At 56.2% G+C, this 15,253-nt stretch carries 14 protein-coding genes; 9 read left to right on the top strand and 5 right to left on the bottom strand.

The features are described from left to right. Positions 1-39: 39 nt before the first annotated feature. From LZU96_RS09300 to LZU96_RS09290, 3 genes are all read right to left on the bottom strand, one after another. Positions 40-1,950, bottom strand: a complete 1,911-nt coding sequence (locus LZU96_RS09300) for an ATP-dependent DNA helicase (RefSeq protein WP_233987987.1) — start codon at positions 1,948-1,950, stop codon at positions 40-42. Positions 1,951-2,188: 238 nt separating this feature from the next. Beyond that, the gene (locus LZU96_RS09295) at positions 2,189-2,926 is read right to left on the bottom strand and encodes a carbonic anhydrase (RefSeq protein ID WP_233987986.1); all 738 of its coding nucleotides are present in this window, start codon (positions 2,924-2,926) and stop codon (positions 2,189-2,191) included. Between the two features lie 593 nt (positions 2,927-3,519). After that, complete coding sequence (locus LZU96_RS09290) at positions 3,520-3,687, bottom strand: hypothetical protein (RefSeq protein ID WP_233987985.1); 168 nt, start codon at positions 3,685-3,687, stop codon at positions 3,520-3,522. A gap of 283 nt (positions 3,688-3,970) precedes the next feature. Here LZU96_RS09290 and LZU96_RS09285 point away from each other — a divergent pair, with 283 nt between their 5' ends. Together LZU96_RS09285 and LZU96_RS09280 are read left to right on the top strand one after the other, a co-directional pair. Beyond that, positions 3,971-4,330, top strand: coding sequence for a hypothetical protein (locus LZU96_RS09285; RefSeq protein ID WP_233987984.1), 360 nt, complete (start codon positions 3,971-3,973; stop codon positions 4,328-4,330). 66 nt (positions 4,331-4,396) lie between these two features. Next, the gene (locus tag LZU96_RS09280) at positions 4,397-4,741 is read left to right on the top strand and encodes a RidA family protein (protein WP_233987983.1); all 345 of its coding nucleotides are present in this window, start codon (positions 4,397-4,399) and stop codon (positions 4,739-4,741) included. Between the two features lie 12 nt (positions 4,742-4,753). Here the strand turns inward: LZU96_RS09280 and LZU96_RS09275 are convergent, their stop codons facing one another. Beyond that, the gene (locus LZU96_RS09275; protein WP_233987982.1) at positions 4,754-4,951 is read right to left on the bottom strand and encodes a YoaH family protein; all 198 of its coding nucleotides are present in this window, start codon (positions 4,949-4,951) and stop codon (positions 4,754-4,756) included. 110 nt (positions 4,952-5,061) lie between these two features. Here LZU96_RS09275 and pabB point away from each other — a divergent pair, with 110 nt between their 5' ends. The 4 genes from pabB to LZU96_RS09255 all read left to right on the top strand — a co-directional run bounded on the left by pabB (position 5,062) and on the right by LZU96_RS09255 (position 10,333). After that, positions 5,062-6,420 carry an aminodeoxychorismate synthase component 1 gene (pabB, locus tag LZU96_RS09270; protein ID WP_233987981.1) on the top strand — a complete coding sequence of 453 codons (1,359 nt, stop codon included), beginning with the start codon at positions 5,062-5,064 and terminating at the stop codon, positions 6,418-6,420. Further along, positions 6,421-6,984 carry a CoA pyrophosphatase gene (locus LZU96_RS09265; protein WP_233987980.1) on the top strand — a complete coding sequence of 188 codons (564 nt, stop codon included), beginning with the start codon at positions 6,421-6,423 and terminating at the stop codon, positions 6,982-6,984. It begins immediately after the preceding gene. Positions 6,985-7,171: 187 nt separating this feature from the next. Beyond that, a complete protein-coding gene (locus LZU96_RS09260) occupies positions 7,172-8,536 on the top strand; it encodes an L-serine ammonia-lyase (protein ID WP_233987979.1) in 1,365 nt (454 codons plus the stop codon). Between the two features lie 225 nt (positions 8,537-8,761). Then, positions 8,762-10,333: an EAL domain-containing protein gene (locus LZU96_RS09255; protein ID WP_233987978.1), complete on the top strand. Its 1,572-nt coding sequence runs from the start codon at positions 8,762-8,764 to the stop codon at positions 10,331-10,333. A 142-nt stretch (positions 10,334-10,475) separates the two neighbouring features. Here LZU96_RS09255 and LZU96_RS09250 read toward each other — a convergent pair whose 3' ends face one another. Continuing rightward, positions 10,476-12,047 carry a TerC family protein gene (locus LZU96_RS09250; protein ID WP_233987977.1) on the bottom strand — a complete coding sequence of 524 codons (1,572 nt, stop codon included), beginning with the start codon at positions 12,045-12,047 and terminating at the stop codon, positions 10,476-10,478. 504 nt (positions 12,048-12,551) lie between these two features. Between LZU96_RS09250 and manX the strand changes: the two genes are divergently transcribed. From manX to LZU96_RS09235, 3 genes are all read left to right on the top strand, one after another. Beyond that, entirely contained in the window at positions 12,552-13,517 is a 966-nt protein-coding gene (gene manX, locus LZU96_RS09245) for a PTS mannose transporter subunit IIAB (RefSeq protein ID WP_233987976.1), read from the top strand. A gap of 66 nt (positions 13,518-13,583) precedes the next feature. Beyond that, positions 13,584-14,384: a PTS mannose/fructose/sorbose transporter subunit IIC gene (locus LZU96_RS09240; protein ID WP_031374634.1), complete on the top strand. Its 801-nt coding sequence runs from the start codon at positions 13,584-13,586 to the stop codon at positions 14,382-14,384. A 15-nt stretch (positions 14,385-14,399) separates the two neighbouring features. Beyond that, positions 14,400-15,245 carry a PTS mannose transporter subunit IID gene (locus LZU96_RS09235; RefSeq protein ID WP_031374635.1) on the top strand — a complete coding sequence of 282 codons (846 nt, stop codon included), beginning with the start codon at positions 14,400-14,402 and terminating at the stop codon, positions 15,243-15,245. Positions 15,246-15,253: the final 8 nt, after the last annotated feature.

Genomic DNA, 15,253 nt, shown 5'->3' with positions numbered 1-15,253 from the left:
CCTCAGGAGAATGAAAACGGCGCGCATCTTACCATAAAATCAGGCGTCCGGTTGCTGACGTACAAAGGCGATGGCGCGTGCAATGTCGCGGGTGCGCGGCGTCGGCGGCAGACTGTTGAGAAACAGCGCACCGTAAGGACGCGAAACCAGCCGCTGATCGCAAATCACCAGAACGCCACGATCGTCAGTATCCCGGATCAGTCGCCCGACGCCCTGCTTCAGCGTGATCACCGCATCCGGCAGCTGCACGTCGTTAAACGGATCGCCGCCGCGGATGCGGCAATCTTCCATCCGCGCCTTCAGCAACGGATCTTCCGGTGAGGTAAACGGCAGTTTATCGATGATAACCAGCGAGAGCGCGTCGCCACGTACGTCGACGCCTTCCCAGAAACTGCTGGTCGCCACCAGTAAGGCATTGCCTTTGTCGATAAACTGCTTCAGCAACTGACCTTTGCTGGTTTCACCCTGCACCAGTACCGGCAGCGTCATAGAGGCGCGAAACTCCGCCGCCAGCTCACGCATCATCAGATGCGAGGTACAGAGAAAGAAACAGCGCCCTTTGTTGGCATCAATCAGCGGTTTCATCATGGCAGCCAGCTGGCGAGCGCCGCCGGGCCGGTTAGGTTCAGGCAGGTTGCGCGGCACGCACAACAGGGCCTGCTGCGCATAATCGAACGGGCTGTTGAGAATCAAACTTTTTGCGGCGTTAACGCCCAGCCGCTCGGCGAAGTGATCCATCTTCTCATCCACCGCCAGGGTGGCCGAAGTGAAGATCCATGCGGCTTTACGGTTATCCATCACTTCACGGAAGCGTTCTGCCACTGACAGCGGCGTCAGGGCGAGGATAAAGTGACGCGAAGTGCATTCATACCAGTAGCTGTAGCCCGGCTCGTTGATGGCGCGCAGCCGCTTCAGCCGGCCACGATAGAGCGCCGCCCGTTCAAACGCCGCATCGAGCAGCGCTGAACGTCCCAGCGACAGTTTGATCACGTCGTAACAGAGCTCAAGCGCATCATCCAGCAGCGTGAACATGCGCAGAATAGTGTTATCGCTCAGCAGTTCGCGCAGATTGCCGCGGTAGCCTGGATCGCCTAATGACAGGCGAAAGTCCTGCGCGCACTGCGCCAGGCGATCGGCGGACTTCTGCAATTGCTGCACGTCACGCACTTCGGTGCGGTAGGCGGTAATAATATCTTTTGCCAGGTCGAGCAGTTGCCGGCTGGAGAGCTGCTGGCCGAAATACTGGCTGGCGATATCGGGCAGCTGATGGGCCTCATCAAAGATCATCACATCCGCTTCCGGGATCAACTCACCGAAGCCGCCCTCCTTGACCACCAGATCGGCGAGAAACAGATGATGGTTTACCACCACCACATCCGCATCCATGGCCCGCTTACGTGCCTTCACGACAAAGCACTCTTTATAGCGCGGGCAGTCGGTGCCCAGACAGTTATCGTTGGTGCTGGTGACCAGCGGCCAGACCGGGCTGTCTTCCGTCACGCCGGCGCAGCTGCTGATATCGCCATCCACCGTCTGCGACGACCAGCTACGTAACGTCACCAGGTCGGTCAGCGCCTGGACAGTAAGATCCCCGCCCGCCATCGATTGCTGCTCCAGCCGCTCCAGACAGAGATAGTTGGAGCGCCCTTTCAGCAAGGCGGTTTTCCCTTTAAATTTGAGTGCATCGATCATGGTGGGCAGATCGCGTCCATACAGCTGATCCTGCAGGGCTTTCGATCCGGTCGAGACGATCACTTTCTTGCCGGCCCGCAGCGCGGGTGCCAGATAAGCATAGGTTTTACCGGTGCCGGTACCCGCTTCGACCACCAGTTCGCCCTGCTCTTTTACGGCGTCGGAAACCGCCTGCGCCATCTCACGCTGCGCTTCGCGCGGCTTAAAGCCCGCTATCGCCTGCGCCAGCGCGCCATCAACTGCAAAATCGTCTGCCACATACCCTCTCAAAGAACGGCAAAAACACTGTAATTATGTCAGTATTAATTTCACAAAGCAAAATGGAGGATAATCATCAGGTTAATCCTTTGCAGCGCGCTGAGCAGCGGCTTCCGCCAGCGCTTCTGGTATCAGGAAGACATGAAAAAGGCGGCTCATGGCCGCCTGAAGAACGCGCTGCTACGCCCGATGGGATATCGGGCATTGAGGCAGTCAGCCCGCGATCGGCAATCAGGGATTATTCAACAATCATACGACCATTCAGATGCTGCAACGGACGATTATTGGTGGTTTTGAGTGCCTGTTTAAAGGCGTCAAGCTGAGCCTGGGAGAGCGTCACCGGCTGTTTCAGCACCAGCCAGCGTATCCCTTCACTGCAGGGTGGCGTAGTCAGTGAACCACTGAAACGATAATAGTGCAGGTCTTCCGGGAACAGGGCGCGTAAATCGACTTCACGATCAATACTGTTCTGCTGATTTTCCTCTTCCGGCATGGCAGCAATTAACGGTACCAGCGCCGGATTTTCTTTTCCTACTTCAAACATCACCGCGACAACAGCCAGATCGCCATCCTCTTTACTGTGTACAAAGTGGGCTTCCAGCGGAAAGGTGTGACCATTGATCTGGTTTTCACTCGGCGTGTGGAAGTGATACTGCCTGAGGATAAATTTTTCATTATCCAGCACAAAGGTGTCTTCATCAGCGACAGTGACCTGAATGGTATGACCGTTGTTGATCACTTTCTCTGCTGAGCTAAGGTAATGCAGATTCAGCGGCTGTAAATGTCCTTCAATTGGATCTTTAATGTTGATGGGTGACTGAGACTTGCCTTCATGGCAGATGTGGAAATCGTTGGTTAACTGACTCCAGTGCTCCGGACCCGCCTGACCTTCATACGTCCAGTGCGGAGCCTCAGCACTTACTGCGCTGAAGGTGGACAGCGCCAGAACCAGACTGAACATCCCCTTTAATTTCATTTCTTAATCCCTGTTTTATCGTCTTAATGCCGGAGCGAAAAATGATATTCCTGTTAACTTTGAGACGGCAAGCGAATAGCGGAGGCAGAGCCGGTTTCAGCCGATATAGTCGGTCCCGAATGCGCATTAAAGATAATTTTTGTTAACAATGTCGGCGCTAATAAACAGGCTGGCTACCCTGCCGGGATGAGAGTGACGCGCCCTTAACGGTTCATTGAGCCAGCTGGCTACCGGCGGATCAGCAGAAACAACAAAACCGCCTCGGCGGCGGTTTTGTCGGGATAACGCATTGATGTTGTTGCATCTACTGCCCGCGGATCAGGCTAGTTATGCAACGTCGGGCGAACAGGGCCGATTAAATATCTTTTTCTAACGGGTCCTGGCCGGGCTCCTCATCCTCTTCTTCATCTTCCGGATAGATTTCAGCGTCATCTGGCAGCGGTTCATCGTAATCAGGACGTTCAGACATAATTACCTCCGGTGATAAATAGCAGTGCTGCTATTTGATCTCAGCATAGTTAACCGGCACCTTCTCCCGCCCGTTTTTGGCTGGAACTGTGAGCTAAGCGGAAATAAACCGGCGGCCATTACCGCTAATGATGAATATACAATGCCCCGGCCAGCATCAGAACAAACAGCACGGCAAAGGTAATGAAGCCCTGCTTTGCGCCACGCGACAACCCGACAAAGGCTGAGACCACAATAAACAGCAGCGTCAGCGCGCCTGCCATGACCCAAAAAAGATACTGCGTATTCGCCATGCTTTGATCCTCATCCTGTGGCGCCATTTACGGCTGATTTATATCATTTTTCCGTGCCGGGTGCGCCCCTTCTGTTGAACGCGGCACGGGTCTGCGCCCTTCACTGCGCCAGACAGTGTGATGCAGCTACCAAATGCGAGGGATTGCAGCGAGGAAATAAGTGCACAGATTATAATCATGACATCAGCTTACCTTTCGCCTGCGCGCCGGTAAGGTGATGCGCCGTCGGCAGATTCCTGCAGACCGCCTCTACCGCACTGCCTGTCTCAGGCGGAGGAACGTTATGACTCATTTCCGCATCGGTTCTCTTTTCGGCGTCCTGCTGATTTGTGGTTGTCAGGCGCCGACACCGGAACAAGCCCGGCTGAATCAGCCGCTATTCCAGGGACAAAGCGCCCGCACGGTGCCACAGCTCAGCGACTGTATTTATCGCGGCTGGTCCACCACCGAGGTCATCGCCAGAGATAACACCACGCATACTCAGCCGCAGGGTGAACAGATCACCATCCTGACCTGGGAAGATTCGATCTTTGCCGATGTGACGCCACAGCCACAGGGTGCGGAGGTGAAATTTTTCACCACCTTCAATATGGCGCCTCAGGTAATGGCTGACCGGCAGGCTATCGTCAGGCGCTGCCTGTGAGGCGAAGAGATGACAGCAGCATAAGGAATGTGCCAGGCTAATGCCCATCAAACCAGGGAGAAAAAGATGAGTATTACCCGCATCGATCCGGAACATCGTATGTCCGAAGCTGTGATTCACAACGACACTATCTATTACACCAGCGTGCCGGAAAATCTGGATGCTGATGCTGAAGCGCAGACAGCCAATGCGCTGGCGGTGATTGATGCCCTGCTGACGCGACTGGGCAGCGATAAGAGTAAGATACTGGACGCCACCCTGTTTCTGGTGGACAAAGCGGACCTGCCCGCAATGAACCGCGCCTGGGACGCCTGGGTTTCCCCGGATAACGCGCCAGTACGCTGCACGGTTCAGGCAGGTTTAATGAACCCGAAATATAAAATCGAAATAAAGATTATCGCCGCACGCTAAGCTCGCCGGGCGTTATTCTTCCTCGTCTTCGTCTTCGTCTTCGTCGTCGAACATCGCCCGGACCTGTTCACCTTTATGGTTTTGTCGAATTTCCTGAGCCACCTGGGCGATCGCTTCGCCGCTCGACAGGCCTCCCGCCATCAGTTCCTGAATGCGTTCGACGGCCTGTTGCTGTTGCTCATGAGAGAGAGCCGGTAATCCTTTAAACATGTTTCACTCCTGCTTTGGGGCAGCGATTATCACACGCGGAACAAACAGGTGCCAGTCGGGAAAAAATATGGCAGTCTGGCGACCTCTTTGCTTGCTGATTTGTCTGCCTGATGATTGTTAAAACCCTCAGCCTTGATTATACCCCGGATGCGCTCAATCAGCGTTTTGCCCCGATTGCCGATCAGCCGTGGGCCATGCTGCTCTCTTCTGCCAATGCCGACCACAGCGACAACCGGTTTGACATTCTTACCGCCGATCCCCGCGCCACGCTGGTGACCCGGGGCGACATCACGCAGATTACCGATGCCAGCGGCACAATTGAGTCCCGCGAAGATCCGCTGTTGCTGCTTCAGCAGCAGTGCGATGCGCTAGGTGTGACGCCCGTTGCCAATGCGACCCTGCCGTTTCAGGGAGGCGCGCTGGGCCTGTTCGGCTACGATCTGGGCCGCCGGTTTGAGCAGTTGCCGCAGCAGGCGCAGGCCGATCTCACTACCCCGGATATGGCGGTGGGCATTTATGACTGGGCATTAATCGCCGATCACCATCGTCAGACGCTGACGCTGCTGGCCTTGCAGGATATCGAGGCCCGTGCCGCCTGGCTGGCGCAGTGGCCTGAGCGTGACGCCGTCCCGTTCAGCCTGACCAGCCGCTGGCAATCCAACCTGGATTACGCCGCCTACGCCGCGTGTTTTTCCGCTGTTCAGGCCTATATCCAGGCGGGCGACTGTTATCAGGTCAATCTGGCCCAGCGTTTTCAGGCCGGTTATCAGGGCGATGAATGGCAGGCATTTTGTGCGCTGAACCGCGCCAATCGCGCACCGTTCAGCGCCTTCCTGCGTCTGCCGCAAAGCGTGATCCTCAGCCTGTCGCCGGAGCGCTTTCTGTCGCTGAATGAAAAACAGATCGAAACCCGACCGATCAAAGGCACCCGTCCACGCTGTGCCGATCCCGTCGCCGATCGGCAACAGGCCGACGCGCTGCAAAATGCAGAGAAAGATCGGGCCGAAAATCTGATGATCGTCGATCTGCTGCGCAACGACATTGGCCGTGTGGCCGTGCCGGGCTCCGTCAGCGTGCCGGAACTGTTTGTAGTTGAACCCTTTCCAGCCGTACACCATCTGGTCAGTACGGTGCGGGCGCAACTGCCGGACACATTGCAGGCGACCGATCTGCTGCGCGCCTGTTTCCCCGGTGGCTCCATCACCGGCGCACCGAAAATCCGGGCGATGGAAATTATCGATGAGCTGGAACCGCATCGTCGGAATGCCTGGTGCGGCAGTATTGGCTATCTCAGCCTGTGCGGCCGCATGGACACCAGCATCACCATCCGTACGCTGATTGCTGAAGGCCAGCAACTTTACTGCGCGGCGGGCGGTGGCATCGTCGCCGACAGCCAACCGGAAGCGGAATATCAGGAGACGCTGGATAAAGTGAGCCGCATTCTGCCGGCGCTGGCTCAGGGGGTCTGAATGGCGCTGACGCTTGACACGTTTCGCAGCCGTTTCCTGTTGCAGCCGCCGCAACATAATACACAACGCCTTGCCGGACGGCACGCCGCCGTGCTGGTACCAATTGTGGCGCGGCCTGAACCTGGCCTGTTATTGACGCAACGCTCCCATGCGCTGCGCAAACATGCTGGCCAGGTCGCGTTTCCTGGTGGTATGCAGGATAAGTCCGACGCCTCGCTGATCGCCACCGCCCTGCGGGAAGCCCAGGAGGAAGTGGGTATCGACCCGCAGCAGGTCGAAGTGTTGGGTACGCTGCCTGCCGTCACCAGCAGTACCGGCTTTCAGGTCACGCCGGTGCTGGGGATCATCCCGCCCGATCTCCGGCTGCAGATCAATCCGGATGAAGTGCGAAGCGCCTTTGAAATGCCGCTGGCCGAAGCCTTACGGCTCAGCCGCTACAGCGCGCTGGAGGTCCACCGGGCGGGCGTACGTCATCCGGTCTGGCTCTCCCGCTACCAGGATTATCTGGTCTGGGGCATGACCGCCGGCATTATCCGTTCGCTGAGCGAGCAAATTGCGTTCTGACGCTCACTTTCGCCCTTTACCTGCCCGATTCCGGCCTGCTGAGCCGCTGGCCGCGCTATAATTTTTTCTATCGCTTTTAATAAGTTTATTTCATGCGAAAAGCTGCTCTTTTCCCCGGCATGACTATTACTATTAGCGCCATAAACTGCCCCGGCAGACTGAGAATAATTTGTGAGGAGTGTCACCTGTGATTAGTGTTTTCGACATGTTCAAAGTGGGTATTGGCCCATCAAGTTCTCACACTGTCGGCCCGATGAAAGCGGGAAAGCAGTTTGTGGATTTGTTATCCGAACAGGGAAAGCTGCAGGAGGTGACGCGCATTGCGGTGGATGTTTACGGCTCGCTGTCGCTGACCGGTAAAGGCCACCATACAGATATCGCCATTATTATGGGTCTGGCGGGTGAATCCCCTGACACCGTCGATATTGATGCCATCCCCGCTTTTATTAAAGATGTCGCAGAGCGCGAACGTCTGCTGCTGGCCAAAGGGCCGCATGAGGTTGATTTCCCGCGCGAGGGCGGCATGGTGTTCCGCAGCGAAAACCTCTCACTGCATGAAAACGGTCTGCGCCTGCTGGCCTTCGCCGGTGACCTGCTGATTCTGTCGAAAACCTACTACTCGGTGGGCGGCGGTTTTATCGTCGATGAGGAGCATTTCGGGCAGTCGGCGCTGGATGAAGTCTCGGTTCCCTGGCCGTTTCACTCCGCCAAAGATCTGCTGGCGCACTGCCGCGAAACCGGGCTGTCGTTATCCGGGCTGGTGATGAAAAATGAACTGGCGCTGCACAGCCGCGACGAGATCCACGCCTACTTCGCCACCATCTGGCAGACCATGCAGGCCTGTATCGATCGCGGTCTGAATACCGAAGGCGTGCTGCCTGGTCCGCTGCGCGTGCCGCGTCGTGCTGCCTCTTTGCGTCGCTTGCTGATCTCCTCCTCTAAGCACTCTAACGATCCGATGATCGTTATCGACTGGATCAATATGTTCGCGCTGGCGGTGAATGAAGAGAATGCGGCCGGTGGCCGGGTGGTCACCGCGCCGACCAATGGCGCCTGCGGTATCGTGCCGGCGGTCCTCGCCTATTACGATCACTTTATTGAGCCGGTCACGCCCGATATTTTCCTGCGCTACTTCCTCGCATCTGGCGCCATTGGCGTGCTGTATAAAATGAATGCCTCAATCTCTGGTGCGGAAGTGGGTTGCCAGGGCGAAGTGGGTGTCGCCTGTTCGATGGCGGCTGCCGGTCTGGCGGAACTGCTGGGCGGCAGCCCGGAGCAGGTCTGCGTGGCTGCGGAGATCGGCATGGAACATAACCTGGGTCTGACCTGTGATCCGGTCGCGGGCCAGGTGCAGGTCCCGTGCATTGAGCGTAACGCGATCGCCTCGGTTAAAGCGATTAACGCCGCACGCATGGCCCTGCGCCGCACCAGTGAACCGCGCGTCTCGCTGGATAAGGTGATCGAAACCATGTATGAAACCGGCAAAGACATGAACGCCAAATACCGTGAAACGTCACGCGGCGGTCTGGCAATTAAAGTGCAATGCGATTAAGCGAAACGTTTCACTGTTTAATTATTGTGCAACTGTAATAAAATCCGCATCCTGCGCTATCTCAGCGCAGCCTAAACCGGTAGAGTGATTTCCGCGCGACCGTCCTGGTCGCGCAACATTTCAGACCCGCTTTTCTGCTTTCCGGCCTCAATGTTGATTAGGCCGTGCCGATAACAACCCCGTTATTTTTGGCTTTTTTCTGGTTTTTTGGGAAGGTGGTTACTGATGCTCATGGCCCAGCAATTTGTTGGACAATTCAGACGTAAGCGTTTGCTGATTGCGCTGGCAATCGCCACCGTGGTGCTGATTCTGACGCTGGCATTTCGTTATATAGAAGAGAAGTCGCGAATTGAGCAGCAGGCGATGGATTTCGCCGATAAAGCCATTCTGCGTTTTGACCGGATGTTCTCACCGCTTGATGTCTCTGCCAATAACACGCTCGGGCTGGTGGGTGTACCCTGTCGGGACGTGCGCTTCCCGCTGATTGAGAAAATATCGGCGTTGCAGACGGTGCGCGCCATGCTGCTGGTCGATAATGACACGATTTACTGTTCCAGCATCTTTGGCCCGCGAGCCATTCCGTTTAGCGACACCTATCCGGATCTGGCCTTTAACGGCCAGCGGATGACGCTTGCCACGGATAATTATTTATTAAAGGGTTCGCCAATACTATTGCTGTGGACGCCGAGAAGCCTGGATAATCGCTCGGGTATTTTGCAGGTGGTTAACATCGAAATGATGAGTAATTATCTGCTGGAGCCGCAGTTGCCGTGGGTGGAGCGCGCCGTCTTCAACGTTAACGGAGAGAGTCTGGAATATGGCAATCCGCTGATTGAACCGACGCAGCCGTCCGAAGATGAGGTGACCTATAACCAGGCCTCGCTACGCTACCCTTATTCCCTGACGCTGTATGGTCCTTCACCGACCCGGCTGGCACTGCACACGCTGCCGTCGCAGCTGCCGCTGGCGCTGCTGCTTAGCCTGCTGATGGGGTATATCGTCTGGCTGGCCACCGCCAATCGCATGAGTCTGAGCTGGCAAATCAGCTATGGCATCACCGCCAATGAGTTCATGGTCTATTGCCAGCCGCTGATTAACGCCAGAAGCGGTGAGTGTGACGGCATTGAGTTACTGCTGCGCTGGCATAATGCCCGTCAGGGCTGGATCGCGCCTGATGTCTTTATTCCGCTCGCAGAACGACAGAACCTGATTAAGCCGCTCACCCGTTTTGTGCTGAATGAGGTGGTGAAGCAGTTGCCCCATCTGCCCAACTGCCCGGGTTTCCACATCGCGATTAACGTGGCGGCCAGTCATTTTCGCGATCGCGCCATCCTGCAGGATCTGCAAAACCTGTGGTGGCCAGCTAATCCGATACCGAAACTGGTGGTTGAATTAACCGAACGGGATGCCCTGCCGGTGGTCGATCAATCGGTTATTGCGCAGCTGCATGAGATTGGCGTGCGGCTGGCGATTGATGACTTCGGCACCGGCCACAGCTCGCTCTCCTACCTCAAGGACCTGAAGCCCGACGTGCTGAAGATCGACAAAATCTTTACCGCCGCTATCGGCACCGACGCGATTAACGCCACCGTGACCGATATGGTGATTTCTCTGGCGCAGCGCCTGAATATCAGTCTGGTCGCGGAAGGGGTCGAGACCGCAGAACAGGCCGCCTATCTGCGCGAGCGCGGCGTCGATCATCTGCAGGGCTACTACTACGCCCGCCCGATGCCGATCGGTGATTTTCCCGGCTGGCTGGCCAGGCACCAGCCAGACGTTGAACCGTTATCCGTCTGACGGCAGCGGCGCAACCCGCCTGCCCCGAGTCAGACTGTAGATAAAATAAAAAAGCCGCTGCATCCCTGCAGCGGCTGACCAGATTGAAGCGAGCTGACGTTACCCTAACGGCGCTTGCGGTAATACCTCAGCGCCTGTCGCCTTAACGCTCTTCCTCTTCATCCAGCGGCTGATCTTTGGTGACCCGCACCAGATCGATACGGTAGTCGGTCGCTTCGATAATCCGGAAGTGCAGCGGCGTGATATCGATGACGTCGCCTGGCTGCGGTAACTGCCCTTTCTGAGCAATCAGCAGGCCCGCCAGCGAGGCGTGATCTTCATCCGGATCGACCAGTTCGTGGAAGTCGAGCAACTGTTGCAGCGAGTGCAAATCGGTGCCGCCTTTGACTAACCAGCCGTCGCCATCGGCGATGATATCCGGCGTTTCATCCTCATCCGGAAATTCACCGGCAATCGCTTCCAGCACGTCCAGCGGCGTAATCAGGCCCTGCACCACGCCAAACTCGTTGGTCACAATCACAAAACTGCCTTTGGCCCGGCGCAGTACGCCCAGCAGGTTGATCGGGTCCAGCGTTTCCGGCACCACGATGGTCGGCGTATTGGCGGCAAAGGTCGCCACATCGACGCCGTGCTCCAGCGCCACCAGCAGCTCTTTGGCCCGCACCACACCTACAATTTCATCCAGCTCACCGCGACAGACCGGGAACAGGCTGTGCGGCGTATCCAGCAGCTGAATACGGATCTCATCCACCGGACGATTAGCATCCACCCAGGAGATCTCACCGCGCGGCGTCATGATGCTGCGAATCGAACGGGACGCCAGCGTCAGCACACCGTTAATCATATAGCGCTCTTCATCTTTAAACGCTTCCTGCGGCATCGCTTCGGTGAGCGCGGATTCATCGTTACTGCTGCTGCTCGCCGTCTGGGCACGATTGCGACCGCCCATCAGCCGCAGAATCGCCTCTGCGGTTCGTTCACGCATCGGCCGATGCGACTGATGGCGAATAAAGTTCCGGCGGGCAATCTGGTTAAACAGCTCAATCAGGATCGAGAAGCCAATCGCCGCATAGAGGTAACCTTTAGGAATATGGAAACCAAAGCCTTCTGCCACCAGTGACAGGCCAATCATCAGCAGGAAGCTCAGGCAGAGCACCACCACGGTCGGATGGGCATTCACAAAGTTGGTTAACGGCTTAGAAGCCAGCAGCATCACACCCATGGCGATCACCACGGCGGTCATCATCACCGGCAGATGGTTCACCATACCCACGGCGGTTATCACCGCATCCAGCGAGAATACCGCATCCAGCACCACAATCTGCGTCACCACGGCCCAGAAACTGGCATAACCCCGATTACCCGAACCGTCGAGCTGGCGGTTCTCCAGCCTTTCATGCAACTCCATCGTCGCCTTAAACAGCAGGAACAGCCCCCCCGCCAGCAGGATTAAATCCCGTCCGGCAAAGCTGAAATCGCCTACGCTGAATAGGGGCGTGGTGAGCGTCACCATCCAGGAGATCAGCGACAGCAGGCCCAGACGCATCACCAGCGCCAGCGACAGGCCGATCAGCCGTGCTTTATCACGCTGCTTCGGCGGCAGCTTATCCGCAAGGATGGCAATAAAGACCAGGTTATCGATACCCAGCACGATTTCCAGTACCACAAGCGTCAGCAAACCCGCCCAGATTGAGGGGTCGAATAGAAATTCCATTAATGACTCCCGAACGAGGAACAGTGTGAACCGATGCGTGTCAGCGCGTTAAAGCGTGACAGAGGGACAATCGGAAAAGCGGTGAAAACGCCCGCAGGCGATAGATGACGCGCCGGAAGGCGCAAAGAACAGGTTAAGCGACGTCGGTGACGATCCATAAAGGTGGGCTGAGGCCCGTTACTCCTGAATAATAAACAGATCGTTAATGTATCAGGTCGCGCTATGGCGTCAAAAAATTTTCTTATTTTTACAATCTGCAGATCAAATGACGGAGCGCATTTAATTGCAGGTTCGGTTAATCAGGCTGCGAATAGCAGACAGCCATCACATAATTTATTTTTTCGATCACTAAAATAAATCGCGACTTTACGACCTTATCGCGGTTACCCGATGATTTTCCGGCACTATCCGGAACCCTCGGGATCAGAATTTTCACATAACCGAAGCGGTAACTCATACAGTTCATTGACTCAGATGAGCATCTCAAGCGAACGGAGGTAGCAAGTGACCATTGCGATTGTAATTGGTACACATGGCTGGGCAGCGGAACAACTGCTTAAAACGGCAGAAATGCTGTTAGGCGAGCAGGAAAATGTCGGATGGATCGACTTTGTGCCGGGCGAAAATGCAGAAACGCTGATTGAAAAGTATCAGGCGCGGCTGGCGGAGCTGGATACCGCGCAGGGCGTGCTGTTTTTAGTCGATACCTGGGGAGGCAGTCCCTTTAATGCGGCCAGCCGCATTGTGGTGGATAAGCCCGATTATGATGTGGTGGCTGGCGTTAATATCCCGATGCTGGTCGAAACCCTGATGGCGCGCGATGACAACCCCACTTTCGACGAACTGATTGCCGTGGCGGTTGAAACCGGCCGTGAAGGCGTGAAGGCGCTGAAAGCCAAAGAAGCGGCCCCTGCGCCGGCGGCAGCAAAACCGGCGGCAGCACCGGCACAGCCGGCCAAACCGATGGCACCGGGTGACCATATGAAAATCGGGCTGGCACGTATTGATGACCGCCTGATCCATGGTCAGGTGGCGACACGCTGGACCAAAGAGACCAACGTGCAGCGCATTATCGTGGTCAGCGATGAGGTGGCTAACGATCACGTGCGTAAAACGCTGCTGACGCAGGTTGCGCCGCCGGGCGTCACCGCACACGTCGTGGATGTCGATAAGATGGTGCGGGTGTGGAATAACCCGAAATATGGTCAGGATCGGGTAATGCTGCTGTTTACCAACCCTACCGATGTACTTCGGGTGGTGGAACAGGGTGTTGATATTAAAACCGTCAATATTGGCGGTATGGCATTCCGTCAGGGCAAAACCCAGGTGAACAATGCCGTCTCGGTTGATGAAAAGGACATTGCCGCGTTTCGTAAACTGAATGAGCGCAATATTGAACTGGAAGTCCGTAAAGTTTCCAGCGACCAGAAACTGAAAATGATGGATCTGATTGCGAAGGTTAATTCGTAACGCAGTGCCGTCTGCGCCTGCTTCGCCAGGCTCATTTTCGTTATCCTGCTGAGGACAAGAAGTATGATGGAAATAACCTCGCTACAAATCATTTTGATCTTTATTGTCGCCTGTATTGCCGGTATGGGCTCGATTCTGGATGAGTTCCAGTTTCACCGCCCACTGGTCGCCTGTACGCTGATTGGTGCCGTATTAGGAGATATGAAAACCGGGATTATCATCGGCGGTACGCTGGAGATGATTGCACTGGGCTGGATGAACATCGGTGCCGCTGTTGCGCCGGATGCCGCACTCGCCTCCATCATCTCGACCATTCTGGTTATCGCTGGCGGTCAAAGCGTCGGTGCCGGTATTGCACTGGCGATCCCGCTGGCGGCGGCCGGACAGGTGCTGACGATTATCGTACGTACCATTACCGTGGCGTTCCAGCACGCTGCTGATAAGGCGGCCGAGAAAGGGAATCTCACCGCTATCTCCTGGATCCATGTCTCTGCCCTGCTGCTGCAGGCGATGCGTATCGCGATTCCGGCACTGATTGTGGCGATTTCTGTCGGAACCAGCGCGGTTCACGCCTTACTCAGTTCGATTCCTGACGTTGTCACCAATGGCCTGAACATCGCCGGCGGGATGATCGTGGTGGTTGGTTACGCGATGGTCATCAATATGATGCGCGCAGGCTACCTGATGCCGTTCTTCTATCTGGGCTTCGTGACCGCGGCCTTCACCAACTTTAACCTGGTCGCGCTTGGCGTTATCGGTGTGGTGATGGCGGTGCTCTACATCCAGCTCAGCCCGAAATACAACCGGGTCGCTGGCGCGCCTGCAGGCCCAGCCAGTGCTAACGATCTCGATAACGAACTCGATTAAGGAACAGGTGAGAACATGGTTGATATTACCAAAGTCGAAAAGAAACTCACGCCGGGTGACGTCCGTGCTGTCTTTATGCGCTCTAACCTGTTTCAGGGATCGTGGAACTTTGAACGTATGCAGGCGCTGGGCTTCTGCTTCTCGATGGTGCCGGTGATCCGCCGTCTCTATCCGGAAAACAATGACGAACGCAAACAGGCGATCAAGCGTCACCTCGAATTTTTTAACACGCACCCTTACGTGGCGGCCCCGGTGCTGGGCGTGACCATGGCGATGGAAGAGCAGCGTGCCAATGGCGCTGCGATTGATGATGGTGCCATTAACGGTATCAAAGTGGGTCTGATGGGGCCGCTGGCCGGGGTCGGCGATCCGATCTTCTGGGGAACGGTACGTCCGGTGTTTGCAGCGCTGGGCGCAGGCATTGCGATGAGCGGCAGCCTGCTCGGCCCGCTGCTGTTCTTTGTGCTGTTTAACCTGGCGCGCCTGCTGACCCGCTATTACGGCGTGGCCTATGGTTATCGCAAAGGGATCGATATCGTCAGCGATATGGGCGGCGGCTTCCTGCAAAAACTGACGGAGGGCGCCTCGATACTGGGCCTGTTTGTCATGGGCGCGCTGGTGAACAAGTGGACGCACGTCAACATTCCACTGGTCGTCTCGCGCATTACCGACTCAACCGGCAAAACCACTGTCACCACGGTGCAGTCGATTCTCGATCAGTTGATGCCGGGCGTGGTGCCGCTGCTGCTGACCTTCGCCTGTATGTGGCTGTTACGCCGTAAGGTCAATGCGCTGTGGATTATCGTCGGCTTCTTCGCCATCGGTATCTTCGGTTACTGGATCGGACTGCTCGGCCTGTAATGCCAGCC

Source organism: Pantoea agglomerans, from assembly GCF_021397715.1.
Classification (GTDB): domain Bacteria; phylum Pseudomonadota; class Gammaproteobacteria; order Enterobacterales; family Enterobacteriaceae; genus Pantoea; species Pantoea astica.
This window is presented reverse-complemented; position numbering and strand designations above follow the sequence as displayed.

What these genes read in the sequence shown, in the direction of transcription:
- LZU96_RS09295 (WP_233987986.1), bottom strand. Translation starts at nt 2,926, where the DNA reads ATGAAATTAAAGGGGATGTTCAGTCTGGTTCTGGCGCTGTCCACCTTC.
- LZU96_RS09290 (WP_233987985.1), bottom strand. Translation starts at nt 3,687, where the DNA reads ATGGCGAATACGCAGTATCTTTTTTGGGTCATGGCAGGCGCGCTGACG.
- LZU96_RS09285 (WP_233987984.1), top strand. Translation starts at nt 3,971, where the DNA reads ATGACTCATTTCCGCATCGGTTCTCTTTTCGGCGTCCTGCTGATTTGT.
- LZU96_RS09280 (WP_233987983.1), top strand. Translation starts at nt 4,397, where the DNA reads ATGAGTATTACCCGCATCGATCCGGAACATCGTATGTCCGAAGCTGTG.
- LZU96_RS09275 (WP_233987982.1), bottom strand. Translation starts at nt 4,951, where the DNA reads ATGTTTAAAGGATTACCGGCTCTCTCTCATGAGCAACAGCAACAGGCC.
- pabB (WP_233987981.1), top strand. Translation starts at nt 5,062, where the DNA reads ATGATTGTTAAAACCCTCAGCCTTGATTATACCCCGGATGCGCTCAAT.
- LZU96_RS09265 (WP_233987980.1), top strand. Translation starts at nt 6,421, where the DNA reads ATGGCGCTGACGCTTGACACGTTTCGCAGCCGTTTCCTGTTGCAGCCG.
- LZU96_RS09255 (WP_233987978.1), top strand. Translation starts at nt 8,762, where the DNA reads ATGCTCATGGCCCAGCAATTTGTTGGACAATTCAGACGTAAGCGTTTG.
- LZU96_RS09250 (WP_233987977.1), bottom strand. Translation starts at nt 12,047, where the DNA reads ATGGAATTTCTATTCGACCCCTCAATCTGGGCGGGTTTGCTGACGCTT.
- LZU96_RS09240 (WP_031374634.1), top strand. Translation starts at nt 13,584, where the DNA reads ATGGAAATAACCTCGCTACAAATCATTTTGATCTTTATTGTCGCCTGT.
- LZU96_RS09235 (WP_031374635.1), top strand. Translation starts at nt 14,400, where the DNA reads ATGGTTGATATTACCAAAGTCGAAAAGAAACTCACGCCGGGTGACGTC.